The sequence below is a fragment of the Nostoc sp. LEGE 12454 genome (genome assembly GCF_056620565.1).
Genome location: NZ_JBWQXL010000004.1, coordinates 1 through 17724, shown reverse-complemented (window position 1 = coordinate 17724; position 17724 = coordinate 1). Strand labels below are relative to the sequence as shown.

13 protein-coding genes are annotated in these 17724 nt (G+C 42.1%); 5 read left to right on the top strand and 8 right to left on the bottom strand.

Going from position 1 to position 17724, the window contains the following annotated elements; translation table 11 throughout:
- Positions 1-17: 17 nt before the first annotated feature.
- The 3 genes from AC1F2U_RS05540 to AC1F2U_RS05530 all read right to left on the bottom strand — a co-directional run bounded on the left by AC1F2U_RS05540 (position 18) and on the right by AC1F2U_RS05530 (position 3852).
- Positions 18-1817, bottom strand: coding sequence for a GldG family protein (locus tag AC1F2U_RS05540; protein WP_480260199.1), 1800 nt, complete (start codon positions 1815-1817; stop codon positions 18-20).
- Positions 1818-2034: 217 nt separating this feature from the next.
- On the bottom strand, positions 2035-2847 hold the full coding sequence (locus AC1F2U_RS05535; protein WP_480260198.1) for an ABC transporter permease: 813 nt from the start codon (positions 2845-2847) through the stop codon (positions 2035-2037).
- Positions 2848-3852 (bottom strand): ABC transporter ATP-binding protein, encoded by a 1005-nt coding sequence (locus tag AC1F2U_RS05530; protein WP_480260197.1) that lies wholly within the window; start codon positions 3850-3852, stop codon positions 2848-2850.
- Positions 3853-4034: 182 nt separating this feature from the next.
- Here AC1F2U_RS05530 and AC1F2U_RS05525 point away from each other — a divergent pair, with 182 nt between their 5' ends.
- From AC1F2U_RS05525 to AC1F2U_RS05505, 5 genes are all read left to right on the top strand, one after another.
- On the top strand, positions 4035-4232 hold the full coding sequence (locus tag AC1F2U_RS05525; protein ID WP_480260196.1) for a hypothetical protein: 198 nt from the start codon (positions 4035-4037) through the stop codon (positions 4230-4232).
- Positions 4233-4237: 5 nt separating this feature from the next.
- Positions 4238-4357 (top strand): hypothetical protein, encoded by a 120-nt coding sequence (locus AC1F2U_RS05520; RefSeq protein WP_480260195.1) that lies wholly within the window; start codon positions 4238-4240, stop codon positions 4355-4357.
- A gap of 284 nt (positions 4358-4641) precedes the next feature.
- Positions 4642-9672, top strand: coding sequence for a PAS domain S-box protein (locus AC1F2U_RS05515; RefSeq protein ID WP_480260194.1), 5031 nt, complete (start codon positions 4642-4644; stop codon positions 9670-9672).
- 163 nt (positions 9673-9835) lie between these two features.
- Complete coding sequence (locus tag AC1F2U_RS05510; protein WP_480260193.1) at positions 9836-10000, top strand: hypothetical protein; 165 nt, start codon at positions 9836-9838, stop codon at positions 9998-10000.
- Between the two features lie 293 nt (positions 10001-10293).
- Positions 10294-10776 (top strand): cupin domain-containing protein, encoded by a 483-nt coding sequence (locus AC1F2U_RS05505; protein ID WP_480260192.1) that lies wholly within the window; start codon positions 10294-10296, stop codon positions 10774-10776.
- Positions 10777-10794: 18 nt separating this feature from the next.
- On the opposite strand, the gene AC1F2U_RS05500 is transcribed toward AC1F2U_RS05505, so the two are convergent.
- The 5 genes from AC1F2U_RS05500 to AC1F2U_RS05480 all read right to left on the bottom strand — a co-directional run.
- Complete coding sequence (locus tag AC1F2U_RS05500) at positions 10795-11361, bottom strand: GNAT family N-acetyltransferase (protein WP_480260191.1); 567 nt, start codon at positions 11359-11361, stop codon at positions 10795-10797.
- Positions 11362-11541: 180 nt separating this feature from the next.
- Positions 11542-11787: a ChaB family protein gene (locus AC1F2U_RS05495; RefSeq protein WP_480260190.1), complete on the bottom strand. Its 246-nt coding sequence runs from the start codon at positions 11785-11787 to the stop codon at positions 11542-11544.
- 114 nt (positions 11788-11901) lie between these two features.
- Positions 11902-12570 (bottom strand): DUF1345 domain-containing protein, encoded by a 669-nt coding sequence (locus AC1F2U_RS05490; RefSeq protein ID WP_480260189.1) that lies wholly within the window; start codon positions 12568-12570, stop codon positions 11902-11904.
- Between the two features lie 268 nt (positions 12571-12838).
- Positions 12839-13228 (bottom strand): DUF1499 domain-containing protein, encoded by a 390-nt coding sequence (locus AC1F2U_RS05485; RefSeq protein ID WP_480260188.1) that lies wholly within the window; start codon positions 13226-13228, stop codon positions 12839-12841.
- A gap of 468 nt (positions 13229-13696) precedes the next feature.
- Positions 13697-17724, bottom strand: a 4028-nt coding sequence (locus AC1F2U_RS05480; RefSeq protein WP_480260187.1) for a putative Ig domain-containing protein, incomplete at its 5' end; no start/stop codon positions are given.

Here is a 17724-nt window from a genome sequence, read left to right as displayed (position 1 = left end):
AGGGAGAATTCATAACTCTAACGTCGTTTCCACCAAATAATAACTGCGATCGCAAACCCAATTAAGGGTAAAAGCAACAGAGATAACAATATTAAAAGATTACCTTGTGCTGTTGTCAGGGTTATCCGCCGATTTTTCGGTTCTTTGGGACGAATGGAAAGGGGTTGCTGATCTTGTTGACTCAGCCAAGTAACTGAGTTGAGGAATACATCTCCATTTAATTGCTGTTGAAACAAACCATCGGTGGCGAAATCGGAATTTCCTAAAACTACTAACCGAGACTCGGTAGCTGTTTGAGATGAGGCAGCAGGGGAAGATGGAGGAGTGGGCGAAGCCTTACTTTCAGTGGTTGGTGATGGTAAGGGTAACGCTTGCGGAGTCTTGGGGGAAGGGGAAGGAGTAGGGCTAGCCTTGCTTTGAGTGGTTGGTGATGGTAGAGGTAAGGCTTGTGGAGTTTTGGGAGAAGGGGAAGGAGTCGGGCTAGTTTTGCTTTGAGTAGTTGGTGATGGTAGAGGTGAAGGTGTGGGTGAAACTTGGGGAGTGGAAGTAGATTTGGGTGTTTGTTTTCTTGTTAAGGCAACGCCCAAGGTTAAAGGCCCTTTCAGGTCTTTATCTGCATTAAACTCCAATTTTTCGCTTTGGAGGTCGCTTTCTGCCCAACTGCTGGGGTAGGGTTTGGTTCGTAGCAGTGGAGTAGCCTGAACACCAGCCACAGAGGTAATTTCCAGTGGTCGGGAAATCGGATAAAAGGAATTACCGTTACCGAAATCTTTAGTAATTGGATGTTGTCCATATTCTGTGACTAAGGGCGCAGCAGGGCCAAGTCCCACGACGCTTTCGCCAGAGACATCGACTGCTAAACGATTATCCAGACGAACACCCCACTCTTGCAGCAAGCTGTTAAGTTTGGGATCGGTATTAGGATCGATCATCAGCAGTAAATTACCGCCGCGATTCAGATATTCTTGCAAAGCTTTGACTTCACCCTCAAACAGCCCTCGTTTGGGGCCAGCTACTATCACTACAGCCGCATCTTGAGGAACTTTGGAAGTTTCTCCTAAATTCAGGGGTGATGTTGTAAAGTTTTTATCGCCTAATCCCTGAACTGCTTGTGATATTGCACCTTTACCAGCCGAAAGTTGGCGTTCGCCATGACCTTGGAGTAAGTAAACTTTAGCTGTGGTTGAATTTGTTAGTTGTTGCAGGCGACTAGTTAATCTAATTTCCGATAATCGCTCATTTTCATTTACCGTCTGTACTAATTGCCGTTTATCGCCAGATTCTAAATAAACTTCTCCATAATCTTTGACGCCAAACTTTTCTGCAAGCCCTGGTCTAGCTTGGGGGTCAATATACTCGTATTTAAATTTTGAGCTTTGGCGCTGATAATTTTCTAGCAGTTCTCGGTCTTGGGGATTCTGGTTAATATCAAATACCCACACTTTAACTGGCTGTGGTAAAACTCTTACTAATTCGCGTGATTGGGGGGCAAGGGTAAATAATTGAGCCTCTGTTAAGTCTGCCCGCAAGTGATAGCGAGTTCCCAAAAAGTTAATCAATCCCAAAATTGCCAAGATTGCCAGAGTTGCCACTAGGGCATTAGTCCCAGCTTGGGTAGAACGACGGTTCCACCAGTTACTCTGGTAGCTTTGCCATATTATCCCCAACCCACTGATGACAATTCCTGCAATCAAAAATACTAAGGGAATTAATCCCCATTGTTCAGAGACTAATCCAACTGTTAAGCCAACAGCAATTAGGAATGGGCCTAACCAAAATAAATATTTCCACAGTTTCTTTTTTGCAACTATCTTCATATTATTAGACTAAAGTGAAGAGTTAGGAGTTAGGAATTATGAGTTATAAGTTTAAACTCCTCACTCCTAGCTTTTTACTCATAACTTATATAATTACTACAGTACAGCGTAAATAAACCACCCATTTCAAATCGTCAAAAACTCTGCCCTATAAGCTTTTTGACTTTTGACACTTCGACTTCGCTCAGTGTTAACTTTTGACTTCCGCCATGCGGTACTATTGCCTTTGAAAACGCAGTGCATCAATTGATTGAGCTGTGAGAAAGATGCCCAAAAAAATGTAACTGGCAAATAAAATTAAAGCGCTAGTATCAAAAATGCCTTGGATGAATGTATTGTAATGTTTCAGCAACGATAGATAACCTAAAGCTACACCTACGGGGCCAGGGACAATTTTAGCGATTAAATCAATCAATAACAATAATAAAATTACTGCAAAGGTAAGAACAGCAGACAAAATTGTGCTGTCTGTTAATGAGGAAATAAACATTCCTACAGATAAAATTGCTGCTGCTAGTAAGATTAATCCAATATGACCCAGCAAGGGAATTGAGGGCGTCATTGGTGGATTTGAGCCGCTGATAGCGATCGCTTCCAACACTAGCATGGGTACAACCATTGTGATAAAAAATGTTATCACACCTAATAATTTACCTACAGCTACCGCCCAATTGGTGATTGGTGAGGTGGCTAACAGTTCTAAAGTACCGCGCTTCCGTTCTTCGGCATAGAGTCCCATCGAAAGTATGGGCAGGATAAACAACAATAGCCATCCCATACGATCCAAAAATGCCCGGACAAATTCGTAGGGGACATCTATCGGCGGTACTGGTACTCCCAGTTGTTGCCCTTGTGCATCTATTGCCGCAACTCCTACCAAAATGCCATCTGGCCCTAGCAAAATCATCACGAAGAATAACCCTGCGATGAACCAAAATATGCCTGCGATCGCATAAGCCAAAGGTGATACAAAATAACTCTGTAACTCTCGGCGATAAATGGCAATAATATTACTCAGCACTATACCCATTTACGCTGCCTCTCCTTCATTGTCTGCTGCTAAGTCTATCTCAGGATCGAAATTTTTCTCTTCTGTGGTCAGTTGCAAGAATACATCTTCTAAGGTAGCGTTAACCCGGCGCAGTTCATGTAAACCGAATCCCGCACGCACTAATGTTGTGGCAATATCCTTTCCTGGTTCTTTTCCGGGTTGCGATATCACCCGCAGGTAAGCGCGATTTTCCTGGGGTTGATGACCTCCGGCTATAGGAATTGATTCTATCAGGCTCACACCCGTGACTTTTTGCAATACCTGTTTCGCTAGGGCAGCTTCTCCTTCTATTTCCAATTCATACCCAGAACCACCTGTCAACTGAGTCATCAGGTTTTCTGGTGTATTAGTTGCCACCACTTTACCGCGATTGATGATAGCGACACGGCTACAAGTCATGCTTACTTCTGGCAGAATGTGCGTGGAAAGAATAATTGTGTGACTACCAGCGAGGCTTTTAATTAAATTTCGCACCTCAATTATTTGCCGGGGATCTAGTCCAACGGTGGGTTCATCCAAAATGATTGCTGGAGGATCGTGAACGATCGCTTGAGCAATTCCGACACGTTGGCGGTATCCTTTAGAGAGTTTGCGAATAATCGTTCGCCGTTTATCTTCTAAGTTGCAGCGTTCGATAGCGGCTGTCACCTTATTAGGGCGATCGCCTGCTGGAACTCCCTTAATTCGGGCGACAAAATGCAAAAATCCCTCCACCGTCATGTCTGGATATAACGGCGGTGTTTCGGGTAAATAACCAATGCGTTGGCGCACAGCCAGAGAATTTTCATGGACATCATAACCAGCAATCCGGGCATTACCATTAGTTGCCGGTAAATAACCAGCCAGAATCCTCATGGTTGTTGTTTTCCCAGCGCCATTGGGGCCCAACAAACCTAAAATTTCCCCAGGCTCAACGCTAAAGGTGACATCAGTAATCGCTGGGGTAGAGCCGTATATTTTACTCAGATGTTCAACTTCAATCATCCGTATAGTGGCGATCGCAATTTATAGAATACCCAACAATCTTAGATCGCAATATTGAGTATGGGGGACTGGCACAAAGATTAGCTGACAAGGGGTAAAGTTCCTGAAAAATCTCTTTAGGCACTTCCAAATAAAAAACATCCCAAATCTTCTTGTGGGATGGGTGTCCTGAAGGGTAGGCAATGTCAGGATTGCAGAGGGGCAAGGGGGCAGGGGAGCAGAGGGGCAGAGGGGCAGGGGTGCAGGGGAGCAGAGGGGAATTTCTATTGCTTCCGTCCGATGGTGTTTTCTTAGATGTGAGCGTGAGCGATCGCAAACATGCAGAAGAACAGATTATTCATAATGCCTTACACGATCCGTTGACGATTTACCAAATCTGACGCTTTTGGTAGAACGGTTAGAATTATCGATTAACCAAGCCAAACGAATAGAAACCTATCGTTACGCCGTCTTATTTCTCGATCTAGATCGGTTCAAAGCGATCGATGATAGCTTAAAACATTAACTGAACCGTATTGCTCCTTAAGCAAATATTATTCCATAATTTTTGTTATAAGTTAGCTGGTATTTGTATTTAGTATTTTAAATTAGCCAAATAGTGTTATTTATCTTGGTGGTTCGAGCTAAATTTTCACTCTATATATCAAATAACTAACAGATTGACCTCTGGCAAAAGAGACTTTTATAACTCAGCAAAAATCTATCTGTAGATAAGTTACAAAAAATCACAAACTAACTTAGGGTATGTACAGCCTCTGCAATGAGTATTGGTTTTTCCAAAAACTTTTCATGCCCCATATTCATTATTCTCGGTTACTGCGTTATGGTCTTGTTGTATTAATTGTCGCACTAGCATTAGTGCTAATGTTGATGCTAGACCCTTGGTTAAGCATGAATGGAACTCCTTTTCTACTATTTTTTAGCGCTGTAATATTGAGTGCTTGGCATGGTGGTTTGAAGTCAGGGTTGTTAGCAACTTCATTGTCTGCATTACTGAGCAATTACTTCTTTCTCCCTCCAGCTTATGAGCTGAGTTTTGACTTATCTAATTCTGTGCGAATTGGGTTATTTGCCTTGCAAGGATTGCTCTTCAGTATCTTATGTGAGACATTAAAAACTGCCAAAAGAGGGGCGGATGAAAATCTCCAAAAGCTGAGAGTTAGTGAAGAAAGATTTCGATTAGCGTTAAGTAGTTCAGATATCGTGGTCTTTCAGCAGGATTGCGATTTGCGATATCAGTGGATTCATAATCCTCAAGGTTTAGAAACTGCTGAGGAAATGTTAGGTAAGTCTGATGATGAATTATTTACCGCCTCAGTAGCAGCGCAATTGCAGGCAATTAAGCTAAAGGTAATAAAAACTGGTGTTGCAACCCGCCAAGAGGTTGATTTGACAATTGGTAAAGAAAATCGTTACTACGATTTGCTAGTTGAACCGCTAAGAGATGCAGACAATAACATTTTAGGTATCACCTGTGCAGGTGTGAATATTACTGAGCGCAAGCAGGCAGAACTAGAAAAAGTCAGGTTGCACCAGGAACTTCAACAAGCTATTGGGCAAAAAGATGAATCTCTGGCTTTACTCAATGCTTGGCTTACTAGTTCGCCAGTGGCGCTGGCTTTTCTCGATCCCGAACTGCGCTACATTCATGCGAATGAAACGCTAGCTGCCATTAACGGTGTACCGCAAACTCAACATATTGGTCGCACCTTTAGGGAAGTACTACCAGAATGGGCAGCGCAAATTGAGCCTGTTTTTCAGCAAGTGATGAAAACTAGGCAGCCTTTACTCAACCAAGAAGTGAGCGGTGAAACCTATCCGCCTGGGGTATATCGTTATGGTCTTGTCAGCTATTATCCGGTGTGTTTGCCAAATGGACAGTTGTTGGGAGTGGGCATTAGTTCAATTGATATTACTCAACTGAAACAAACTGAACAAGCATTACGAGAAAGCGAAGCTAAGTTTCGCAGTGTGGTTGATTCAAACATGATTGGTATCGGCTTCTGGGATAGAGACGGCAGGATTACAGACGCTAACGATGCCTTGCTGAATATGGTTGGTTATACGCGTGAAGAATTACTTGCCGGAACACTTCGCTGGCAAGACCTAACTCCTACAGAGTACGTGCCACTCGATAAGGAAGCACTAACTCAATTTGAAGACAGTTTCTTTTGCACACCATATCAAAAAGAATATATCCGTAAAGACGGCTCGCGTTTGCCTGTTTTGGCAGGTGGTAGCCATTTTGAAGGGACTGTAGATCGAGGAGCTTTTTTTGTTCTCGATATTACACAGCGCAAGCAAGCTGAGGAAAGACTCCGCTATATCGCCCAAATTAGTAGTGTACTTTCTACTTCGTTAGATTATGAACAAACCTTACAACAGATCGCCAAAATTCCAGTTCCTCACCTAGCTGATTGGTGTAGCGTCGATATTTTAAATGAAGATGGTTCCATTCGCCGCCTACCCATTGCTCATGCAGACCCATCAAAAGCAGAGTTGGCGCGTAAACTTCAGGAATATGCGATAGATTACAAAGGTGCAAGTGCAATTACTAAAGTACTGCAAACCGGGCAAAGCGAATTAATCTCAGAGGTATCTGATTCGCTATTAGTGGCAAGTACTCAGAATCAGGAACACTTAGAACTTGTTCGGCAATTGGGGATGAAGTCTGTGATGATTGTGCCGTTAATCGCAAAAGGGCGGGTACTCGGCACCATCAGCTTTGTCAGCACTCAAGCAGACCGTCGCTACGATCGCACTGACCTAACTTTAGCAACAGATATTACCCATCGTGCTGCCTTAGCTGTGGAAAATGCCCAACTTTATCGAGACATCCACCAGGCTTTAGTCCATTATGCCGAATCTCTATCTCTCCTAGATGCGTTGCTCGGAGCAGCTCCTATTGCCGTATGCTTTTTGGATCGGGAACTGCGATATATCCGGATTAATCAAGTTTTCGCTGACATTAACGGTTTAACTATAGAAGAACATCTAGGACGCAAATTTAGGGAAGTGCTACCAGCGATGGCGGCTGAGTTAGAACCACAGTTACAGCGCGTGTTAGATACTGGAGAACCCCTGCTGAATATGGAAATCAGCGGTGAGACAAGGGAGCAACCCGAACGTTACGGTTACTGGCTGGGCAACTATTACCCAGTTCATAACGCAATGGGTGAAACGGTAGGAATTGGCATTATTTTGGCAGATGTGACCGCAGCAAAGCAAACAGAAGTTGCTTTGCGAGAAAGCGAAGAAAGGTTTCGGGCAATGTTCAATCAGGCAGCTGTCGGTATTACTCTAGTAGGGTTGGATGGACAATTTCTGCAAATTAATCCTGCTCTATGCGAAATTACTGGCTATAGCCATGAAGAATTGATTCAAATGAACTTTCAGGAAATTACCCACCCTGACGATTTAGAAGTTGATTGGGAAAACGCTCGGCGAGTTGTAGCAAAAGAAATTAGTGGTTATTCCTTAGAGAAGCGCTATATCCGCAAAGATGGTTCCATAGTTTGGGCAAATCTAACTTCATCAGCAGTTTGGGATGCTAACGGACAACCAATGTATGCATTAGGAATTATTGAAGATATTAGCCATCGCAAACGAGTTGAAGCCACACAAAACTTTTTAGTCGAAGCCAGCACCTTACTAGCTGCCTCATTAGATTATGAAATCACCTTAGAAAATGTGGCAAATCTAGCAGTTCCAACTTTAGCCGATTTGTGCATTGTAGATGTCTTCCAGGAAGATTGGTCAAGTAAACAAATTGCGATCGCAATTGCCGATCCCACAAAACTGAATATTTTAGACGAAATCCGACGGCGTTATCGACCCAAAACCAAAGCCAAACAGCTTGTACGGCAGCTAAGGCTAGGAATATCTGTCTTTTATCCGGAATTATCTAACTCACATCTTCTACAGATGTCTGAAGACAACGAACATCTGCAATTGCTGCAAAGTCTGGGTATTCGTTCTCTAATGGTGATTCCAGTTCGTTCTCGCGGACAATTATTTGGAGCAATCTCTTTTTTTACCGCCGAATCAGGTCGGTACTATCAACAAACAGACTTGGCTTTAGCAGAGGATATTGCTCGGCGGGCAGCGACAGCCATCGACAATGCCAGACTTTACCAAGAAACTCAACGGTCTGTCAATCGCACGGTACTTTTACAAAAAATAACTGCTGCCTTCTCGGAAGCCTTAACTCCCCAACAGGTGGCTGATGTAGTGGTGAACCAAGGCATTGCCGCCTTGGAAGCTACTGGTGGTTCCGTTGTCTTACTTACTGAAGGAAATACTACCCTAAAAGTTGTGCAAGCAATTGGCTATCCGCAAACGCTCATAAATACTTGGACAAGTTTTCCGATCGCAGCACCTAACCAAATAGCAGAAACAGTCAGAACTGGGCAGCCGATTTTTTTAGAAAATTTAGCAGCGATGATTGCTAGATATCCCGACTTAGCAGATGTTGTGACTGTTATGGCGAATAATGCCTGGGCTTCCATTCCCTTGATAGTAGAAGGTAAAGTAATTGGGGCTTTGGGATTAAGCTTTACCACTGCACAAATATTTAACGAAGAAGACCGGGGATTTATGTTGACACTGGGACAGCAGTGTGCGCAAGCGATCGCCCGCGCTCAACTTTACGAAGCCGAAAAAACTGCCAGGGCACAAGCCGAGACAGCCAACCGGATTAAAGATGAATTTCTCGCTGTCCTTTCCCACGAACTCCGAACTCCCTTGAATCCGATTTTAGGGTGGGCAAAGTTACTCAGAACCCGCAAGTTCGATGAAGCTACTAAAATCCGGGCATTGGAAACAATCGAGCGGAATGCCAAGTTACAAACCCAATTGATTGGAGATTTACTTGATGTTTCGCGAATTTTGCAAGGTAAGGTTAGGTTAAATCTCCATGCGGTGGATTTGAAAATAGCGATCGCATCTGCATTAGAAACGGTACGTTTGGCAGCAGAAGCCAAATCGATTCAAATTCAAATCATCTTAAGTAATGATATCGGCAAAGTTCTTGGCGATGGCGATCGCTTGCAACAAGTGATGTGGAATCTCCTCTCCAATGCCGTTAAATTCACACCCACTGATGGACTTGTAGAAGTGCGTCTAGAGCAAGTTGGTTTAGATGCCCAAATCCAGGTAATTGATACAGGTAAAGGAATTAACCCAGAATTTTTGCCCTACGTCTTTGATTACTTCCGACAAGCAGATGCCAAAACAACCAGAGTATTTGGCGGATTGGGATTGGGACTGGCAATTGTGCGCCATCTAGTAGAACTTCACGGTGGCACAGTTCAGGCAGAGAGTTTGGGAGAAGGACAAGGGGCTACCTTCACAGTTAAATTACCTTTGCTCAAAAATTCTGAGTTACGAGTTAACAGTGGTGAGGCTTCTCAACCAGAACTCAGTACTGAAGAGACATTACTTGCTGGAGTACAAATCCTGCTTGTGGACGATCAAGCCGATGTGCGAGAGTTTTTTAGCTTTGCGCTGGAACAATATGGCGCGACGGTAACGACAGTTGAATCAGCAGATGAAGCGTTGCAAACATTAGTGCAATCAAAGCCAGATATCCTCTTAAGCGATATTGGAATGCCCTTAATGGATGGCTATATGTTGCTGGGCGAAGTGAGAAAATTACCGCCAGAGCAAGGCGGACAAATTCCTGCGATCGCTTTGACTGCTTATGCAGGAGAAATTAACTACAACCAAGCAATGGCAGCAGGTTTTCAAAAGCATCTACCTAAACCCGTCGATCCAGCGGATTTAGCCGCAGCGATCGTTAGTCTCATTAAGCACGATTAACCTTAAGAGAAAATAAACTCTTCAATTTCTTTCAAGTTAAAGCTGACAAAATATACTTTTAAAAGAAAAATATGTATTTTTTATCTTTCTTCAGAAATTTGCCGTTTGCAAATTGATGTTATAAATTATTGGTGCTTAGGTTTTAATCAAAAATTTTTTACCAATGAAAACCCAACAGATCAGTTCAACAACCTTAGAAAATAAACCTACCAAGACGAAAAAACAGTCTTTTCCTGGTAGGAGTATTGGTACTCCCAAAGTACCATTTCGTCAATCCCATAAAATAGTACAACATGAGTTACTTAGTGACTGGGAACACGCGAGTTAATTGGGTAACGTACTATAAACTACGATCTAGGCTGATGTACTATTCTCGGTATCCAGTCAGATATTAACTGATACCAATTTTCTATGAAGTTGCACTTAATAACGAAGTGATGATATAATCCCATCCACAAATAGAAGCGTAGTTTACCGCCGTAGGTCTTACCCTGAGCCTGTCGAAGGGCATCGCTTCTGCTGAGATGGAACCCTTGAACCTGTTTTAACTTCCGTCTTAATTCATCTTTAGGCCCCTCCCTTATTCACCATCAAATTTTATTAGCACCTTGGTATCAAGAAATGGAAAAGTATTTAGTCACCAAAGAAGAGATTGAGTCTTATGAAGGACTAAAAAAAACACATTTTCTCAACTCCAATGCTTGCAGACTAAATAAGTCTTTAGGGGATTTGACAGGTTTAAAAAATATTGCTTTCCACATCATTGAAGTAGAGCCTGGGCGTGAATCAACGGAGCTTCACATGCACTATCACGAAGAAGAGTGCGTATACATTCTTGAGGGAGAAGCTGAGGCAACAATTGGAGAAAGCGTTTATCTAGTTAAAGCAGGAGATTTTATTGGATATCGCGCTGGTGGTAAGCCGCACAACCTGAAAAACACGGGCAATTCTATATTCAAATGTATAGTAGTTGGTCAAAGGCTAGACCATGATATCGGTGATTATCCAAATTTGCAGAAGCGTATATATAGGAGCAAAGGTTTAAAGTGGAATCTGGTCGATATGGAAAATATAGCTGAACCAGTAGCAGGTAAGAAGGCATAACAGGTAGAATGCATTTCCTCATGATTTCTTTGGCTCTATTGCCATGAGCCAACAATCTGAGTATTCTCCTTCATGCAGTTCATGTGCTGGCAATAGTTTTACTTTCACAAAACCACATTTTTCATAACAGCGAATAGCACGATAATTGTCAACGTGCGGATCTATGACAATTTTATAAGCTTGACACTGTTCAAAAAGATAGTTGATAAATACTGACAGAATTTTTGTACCAATTCCTTTGCTCCAATAGTCGGTTTCGCCGATGAACAAGTCAATTGCATAGACACGATCGGTTTGATCGAGATGATACAATTGTCTATCAGTTTCCGATAAGTCATTGAGCGTACAATACTGCAAATAACCAATGGGAATATTTTGATAGTAGAGGAGGCAAGGAATAACCGGCTCATCTCTCTTAACCATCGGTTTGTACGTTTCTATAATTCTTTCTAAGGGGAAAGAATTATCTCTTCCTTCATAAAATTCTAAAACTTTTGCATTAGTTAACCATTTTGCCATCAACTCATAATCATACATTTCATCTTGCATGAGACGAATAGATATTTCGCCTTTTTGAATCAGCATATCTTGTATAGATATAATATTTTTTATAGTAGCTACTAATAAAAGTTGTTAAAAATATCTATATCCTGACATAAGTTGTGAAAAAAAGGGAAATTTTATCTCTGTTTTCTAAGAATAAAATTCCCCTTAAACCCTTATAAGACCCTTGAGATTAGATAGTTATCCACAAGTGAGATTTACTTAGTTCCCACCAGATACAACAGCTTTATTGTGTATTGCAGTGTCTTCAGGCTTTCTCTGCCATTTACCATCATTGCCTGGTTCGTATTCATTTTTTACACTATTCCAAGCAATATCACGCGCACCCTCTTCAGTCAAACCATCACTTTCAGCAGCATTAAATGCCGCAATAAAAAGCTGTTGTGCGTGTTCAGGCAGTTGTCCTTTAATTTCTTCAGCTAATTCATCTATTTTGTTATAAGGCATGAACTCACTCCGATTATCTCAACTTGAGTCCATGCTAAAGAACTGGTAATCTAATTTCCTCCTTCTCTAAGTAGAGAACCAAATAATCATACTTTTGGCTGAGTCAAACAATTTTTAAATCAGCGATGCAATAATATTAATACTCATAGCTAAAATGGTGGTATTGAAAAAGAAGGATAATATGCCATGTAACAGAGTCAAGCGTCTCATATTGGGTGATGTTGTCTGCACATCTGAAACTTGACTGGTCATGCCGACTACAAAAGAATAATATAAAAATTCCCAGTAGTCTGGATAGTCGTTATGAGGAAAATCTAAACCTCCGATGATTTCTTGACTATGATTACGATTAATATATTTATAATAGCTGTGTGCATATTGCACTGCAAACATCGTATGCACTAATAACCAGGAACCGACAATGGTCATAATTGAAAGTATGACATGTAGGGTAAGCAGAATTATTGACAATCCTTTTTTATCAGTTAGTAAAAACCCAATAGCTAAAACACTGGCACAAGCCGCAGCAATCACCAGCATAAATATAGCCAAATGTCCTTCATATTCACTCTCAGCATAACGGCGAATTTTTTCTGGGTTAGCCTTGGTCATTTTCCACCACGTTATCGCTAAGAAAAAGTCAATACCGGAGTTCCAAGCGCAGAGAATGCGAGTAGGTAAGTGCAGAGAATGCGGCAGGATTAGTAAAACTAATACGGCGAGTCCGATAGCAACGATTAATCGGGGTCGAGAGTCAAAGTTTTTAAATAAATTAAATTTCACAAATATTGCGATCGCAGAGTTGAACTAATTCGTAATTCATAATTTTTGGTGAAACACTACACCACATTACACATCGTCATTCCAGATTTTACTAGGGTCTGAATCCACATAAGTAGATGGACAAAAATATTTACAACAATTGCAAACTCAGTGAATCAACCAATACTCTGCGAATGTCTCACTCGTAATGACATTGTGTAATTAATTTTGTCCAACTACTTCTTTATTTTCCCAGTCTTTAATCTCCAGTTCTTAGTCCAATTCAAAATTATTTGAACTTAGCTCTAATCGTCTCTATTCGTTGACGATTAACACCCAAATCGCTTTGACCTAAACGTGAAGCTGAACGCACATGGATAAGATTTGCAGTCCGGTCTAGATAGAATTCTACATCATCCACAAATCCTAGTAAAGCACTTTTAAATTCTGCATATAAATAATCTTTATTTTCGGTAATGATTTTAGTTCTTGGTAAAGACTCAATAATCTGTTTAAGATTAGTAATCGCTTCTTCTGGAGTAGATGTAAAAGTTAGTGGTGCAATTTGCTGAGATGCATCTGTACTCTGACTAGAAACGCAGTTAGGGGAATTAGGGCAGGGTGCTAATTTACCGTTGCTAATACCTAAATTATTTGGTCGTTTGCCAGCAAAAACCATAATTATGTCTCCGGGTGAGTGAATAAATATACTCTCACACATTTGTTTGAATCACTGTAATATTTTGCTGTAATCGCATCTTCTGGCAAATGACAGATTCAGTAAAACATCCGTGATGCGATCGCTCTTTATGACTCAATACGCTTGGGTTAGTGCCAAAAACCTTAAGTTGTGTAGGTTGGGTTGAGGAACGAAACCCAACATGTCCTGGGCTTTGTTGGGTTGCACTTCGCTAACCGAACCTACAATTTTTCCTAACTAAACTGTATTGCTTTATGACTCATATTTGACTTTTTCAAACAAAAAGTCTGTATTCATTGCTCAATAAAGCTTATAGGCTATACAGACTAGTACACAGCAAAAATCAAGCCACCATTTTAAAATTTGCAAAAGCCTTGATATACAAACTTTTGACTTTTGACCCTTCGACTGCGCTCAGGGTCAACTTTTGACTTCCGCCTTGTGGTACTAGGCGATACTCAAATTAACTCGGACAATCAAATCGTTGTAATCTCGATCGCCGCCATTAGCCAAATCCTCAAAGCCAAAAGCGTTATTCCCTAACAGACGAATATGATCTGCTTTGTCAGTGTTAGCGCCCAAGAAGGAAAAGTAAACTGTCGGATCGTTATTGGGATTGCTATCAAGAATTGCATCAGCCCCGGCATTAACAATGATAAATGGTACGAAAATAGCACCAGGTTGAAAATTACCTGTAAAACTTGCTGTACCTTCGTTAGCTACACTCAAATCAATACCAGCGACACGGTTATTAATCGCAGCTTGAGTATAACCCGCCTGTCCAACCAGCACATCTGCTGTACCATCGCCATTGGTATCGATACCACCATTCTCATCAGTTATCTGATAAAAGCCGACAAAGTTGTTAAAAGCGGCTTCTCTATGAACCACAAATTCGGCTTGCACCAATTGTTTCACATCCCGTAAATCAATTAGTTCGGGTTCATATTTTCCTTGAAGACCAGTACCTAGAGGTGGATCTTGGTCTGTTGCTGCAATCTTGACAACCAAATTCTGGAAGTTGAGAGAGAACCCTGTATCGTCCACATTCGTATCCGAGGAAAAAAGCACCTGAGAAAACGGGGTTTGTCCAGATAGCACCGCCTGAGTAGTGCTGCTACGGATTAAATAAAATCTTAGGTTGCTCTCAGAGTTGAATTCCAGTAGCCTGCTTAGGTCAGTGGGATTAAAACCATTGGGTAATTTGGCAAGAGATGAAAGAAGCACTGTTGCTCGTTGGAGAGCTAGTTCGGTGTAATTTGCAGCACCAGGGGCTACGCCGTTAATCCTACCTTCTGCATCGTCAACGACAAATACACCCAGTTCATTGACTTCTTCAGAGGTATTACTTTTAATCTTGACTGAGAGTTTGGCTTTTTCACCGTTAACTTGATTTTTTATAGTAAAGATATCACCTGTAATTCTTGTGAGTAGGCTGATTGATTCAGTCTCAGCAGTAATCCCTTGAGCAACGGTGAGTGCAAACACATCGCTGACTTCAGCCCCAACCGAATCTTTGGCGGTAACTTTGATGTTTAAGCTACCCAAGTTATTATTCGTAGGGACGCCGCTGAAAGTACGCTTATTAGGATTGAAGCTTAACCAACTGGGTAGTGGGTCGCCGTTGTCTAAGGTAGCAGTATAGGTTAGCGTATCTTCAATATCTACATCGCTAAAGGTGTTTTCAGGGATGGTGAAGTTAAAGGTAGTTTCTGCCGTAACTTTTTGGTCAGCGATCGCTCGATCTACAATTGGTGGATTGTTGGCTTTAGCAATAGTGAGTGCAAATACATCACTAATTTCAGCAAGAGCCGGATCTGTGGCGGTGACTTTTATGTTCAAGCTACCCACATTATCATTTGTAGGAGTGCCGTTGAAGGTCAGCTTGTTAGGATTGAAGCTTAACCAACTGGGTAGTGGATCGCCATTGTCTAAGGTAGCAGTATAGGTCAAGGTATCTTCAATATCTACATCGCTAAAAGTGTTTTCAGGAATTGTGAAGTTGAAGGTAGTTTTTGCTGTGGCCTTTTGGTCAGCGATCGCCCGATCTACAATTGGTGCGCTATTGAACTTAGCAACTGTCAATACAAACACATCACTAACTTCATCGCCAGAAAGATCCTTGACTGTGACTTTGATATTTTGATTACCCAAATTCTCCATCGTCGGAGTACCACTAAAATTCCGGGTAGCAGAATTAAAAGTTAGCCAACTGGGCAGTGGATCGCCGTTTTCGAGAGTAGCAGTGTAGGTGAGGCTATCGCCAGCATCGATATCAATGAAAGTATTTTCTGGGATAGTGAAATTAAACTGCGTATTTATGACTACCTTTCGATTAGCGATCGCTTCAACTAACTCTGGCGCATCGTTAACGTTCTTAACAGTGAGTGCAAAATCATCGCTGACTTCAACCCCAAAAATATCCCTAGCAGTAACTTTAATGTTGAGGTTACTCACGTCCGCATTTAAGGGAGTGCCATTAAAGGTTTTAGTAGCAGCATTAAAACTCAACCAACTCGGCAGGAGGTTGCCGTTTTCGAGAGTAGCAGTGTAGGTGAGGCTATCGCCAGCATCGACATCAATAAAGGTGTTGTCTGGGATAGTGAAATTGAAAACCGTGTCTTCTGTTGTTTCTTGGTTTGCAATTTCGTTCACCACCTCTGGCGCATCATTAGCGTTCTTAACAGTGAGTACAAAGACATCACTGACTTGAGCAAGAGAAGGATCTGTGGCAGTAACTTTAATGTTCAGGCTACCCACGTCTCCATTTAAGGGAGTGCCACTGAAGGTTTTAGTATTAGCATTAAAGCTCAACCAAGTCGGCAGAGGATTGCCGTTTTCCAAGGTAGCAGTGTAGGTGAGATTATCTCCAGCATCGATATCAATGAAGGCGTCTTCTGAGAAAGTGAAATTGAAAACCGTGTCTTCTGTTGTTTCTGGATCTGCAATTTCATTCCCCACCTCTGGCGAATCGTTAGTGTTGTTAACAGTGAGTGTAAACACATCACTGACTTGAGCAAGAGCCGGATCTGTAGCGGTGACTTTAATGTTGAGGCTACCCACGTTTGCATTTAAGGGAGTGCCACTGAAGGTTTTGGTAGCAGCATTGAAGCTTAACCAGCTCGGTAGAGAGTCACCATTTTCGAGAGTAACAGTGTAGGTGAGACTATCGCCATCGATATCAATGAAGGTGTTGTCAGGGATTGTGAAATTGAAAACCGCGTCTTCTGTTGCTTGTTGAGGAGTGATGGGCGAAGCTACTTGTGGCGCATCATTGGTATTCGCAACTGTCAGTGTAAAAACATCATTCGCTTGGGCAAGAGCAGTATCTGTGGCAATAACTTTGATGTTTAAGCTACCGACGTTTGCATTTAAAGGAGTGCCACTGAAGGTTTTGGTAGTAGCATTGAAACTTAACCAACTCGGCAGAGGGTTGCCGTTTTCGAGAGTGGCAGTGTAGGTAAGAATGTCTCCAGCATCGACATCAATGAAGGTGTTGTCTGGGATTGTGAAATTGAAAACTGCGTCTTCTGTTGCTTGTTGAGGAGCGATGGGCGAAGCTACTTGTGGCGCATCATTGGTATTCGCAACTGTCAGTGTAAAGACATTACTCGCTTGAGTTTGAGCAATATCCGTGGCGGTAACTTTGATGTTCAGGCTACCGACGTTTGCATTTAAAGGAGTGCCACTGAAGGTTTTGGTAGCAACATTGAAGCTTAACCAACTCGGTAGAGAGTCCCCGTTTTCGAGAGTGGCAGTGTAGGTGAGAGTGTCGCCAGCATCAACATCCTTAAAGGTGTTGTCTGGGATAGTGAAGTTGAAAACTGTGTCTTCTGTTGCTTGTTGAGGAGCGATCGCCTGAAATACCTCTGGCGGATCGTTGACGTTGTTAACAGTGAGTACAAAAACATCACTGACTTGAGCAAGAGCTGGATCTGTAGCGGTGACTTTAATGTTCAGGCTACCCACGTTTGCATTTAAGGGAGTGCCACTGAAGGTTTTGGTCGCAGCATTAAAACTCAACCAACTGGGGAGTGGGTCGCCGTTTTCGAGAGTGGCAGTGTAGGTGAGAGTATCGCCAGCATCAACATCCTTAAAGGTGTTGTCAAGGATAGTGAAATTAAAACCCGTATCTTCTGTTGCTTGTTGGTTAGCAATTGCATTCGCCACCTCTGGCGCATCGTTGGTGTTGTTAACAGTGAGTACAAAAATATCATTCGCTTGGGCAAGAGCAGTATCTGTGACGATAACTTTAATATTGAGGCTACCCACATTTGCATTCAAGGGAGTACCACTGAAGGTTTTGGTTGCAACATTGAAGCTTAACCAACTCGGTAGAGAGTCACCATTTTCGAGAGTGGCAGTGTAGGTGAGAGTGTCGCCAGCATCAACATCCTTAAAGGTGTTGTCTGGGATAGTGAAGTTGAAAACTGTGTCTTCTGTTGCTTGTTGAGGAGCGATCGCCTGAAATACCT

What these genes read in the sequence shown, in the direction of transcription:
- AC1F2U_RS05525 (WP_480260196.1), top strand. Translation starts at nt 4,035, where the DNA reads ATGTCAGGATTGCAGAGGGGCAAGGGGGCAGGGGAGCAGAGGGGCAGA.
- AC1F2U_RS05495 (WP_480260190.1), bottom strand. Translation starts at nt 11,787, where the DNA reads ATGCCTTATAACAAAATAGATGAATTAGCTGAAGAAATTAAAGGACAA.
- AC1F2U_RS05485 (WP_480260188.1), bottom strand. Translation starts at nt 13,228, where the DNA reads ATGGTTTTTGCTGGCAAACGACCAAATAATTTAGGTATTAGCAACGGT.
- AC1F2U_RS05505 (WP_480260192.1), top strand. Translation starts at nt 10,294, where the DNA reads ATGGAAAAGTATTTAGTCACCAAAGAAGAGATTGAGTCTTATGAAGGA.
- AC1F2U_RS05510 (WP_480260193.1), top strand. Translation starts at nt 9,836, where the DNA reads ATGAAAACCCAACAGATCAGTTCAACAACCTTAGAAAATAAACCTACC.
- AC1F2U_RS05515 (WP_480260194.1), top strand. Translation starts at nt 4,642, where the DNA reads ATGCCCCATATTCATTATTCTCGGTTACTGCGTTATGGTCTTGTTGTA.
- AC1F2U_RS05530 (WP_480260197.1), bottom strand. Translation starts at nt 3,852, where the DNA reads ATGATTGAAGTTGAACATCTGAGTAAAATATACGGCTCTACCCCAGCG.
- AC1F2U_RS05500 (WP_480260191.1), bottom strand. Translation starts at nt 11,361, where the DNA reads ATGCTGATTCAAAAAGGCGAAATATCTATTCGTCTCATGCAAGATGAA.
- AC1F2U_RS05535 (WP_480260198.1), bottom strand. Translation starts at nt 2,847, where the DNA reads ATGGGTATAGTGCTGAGTAATATTATTGCCATTTATCGCCGAGAGTTA.
- AC1F2U_RS05540 (WP_480260199.1), bottom strand. Translation starts at nt 1,817, where the DNA reads ATGAAGATAGTTGCAAAAAAGAAACTGTGGAAATATTTATTTTGGTTA.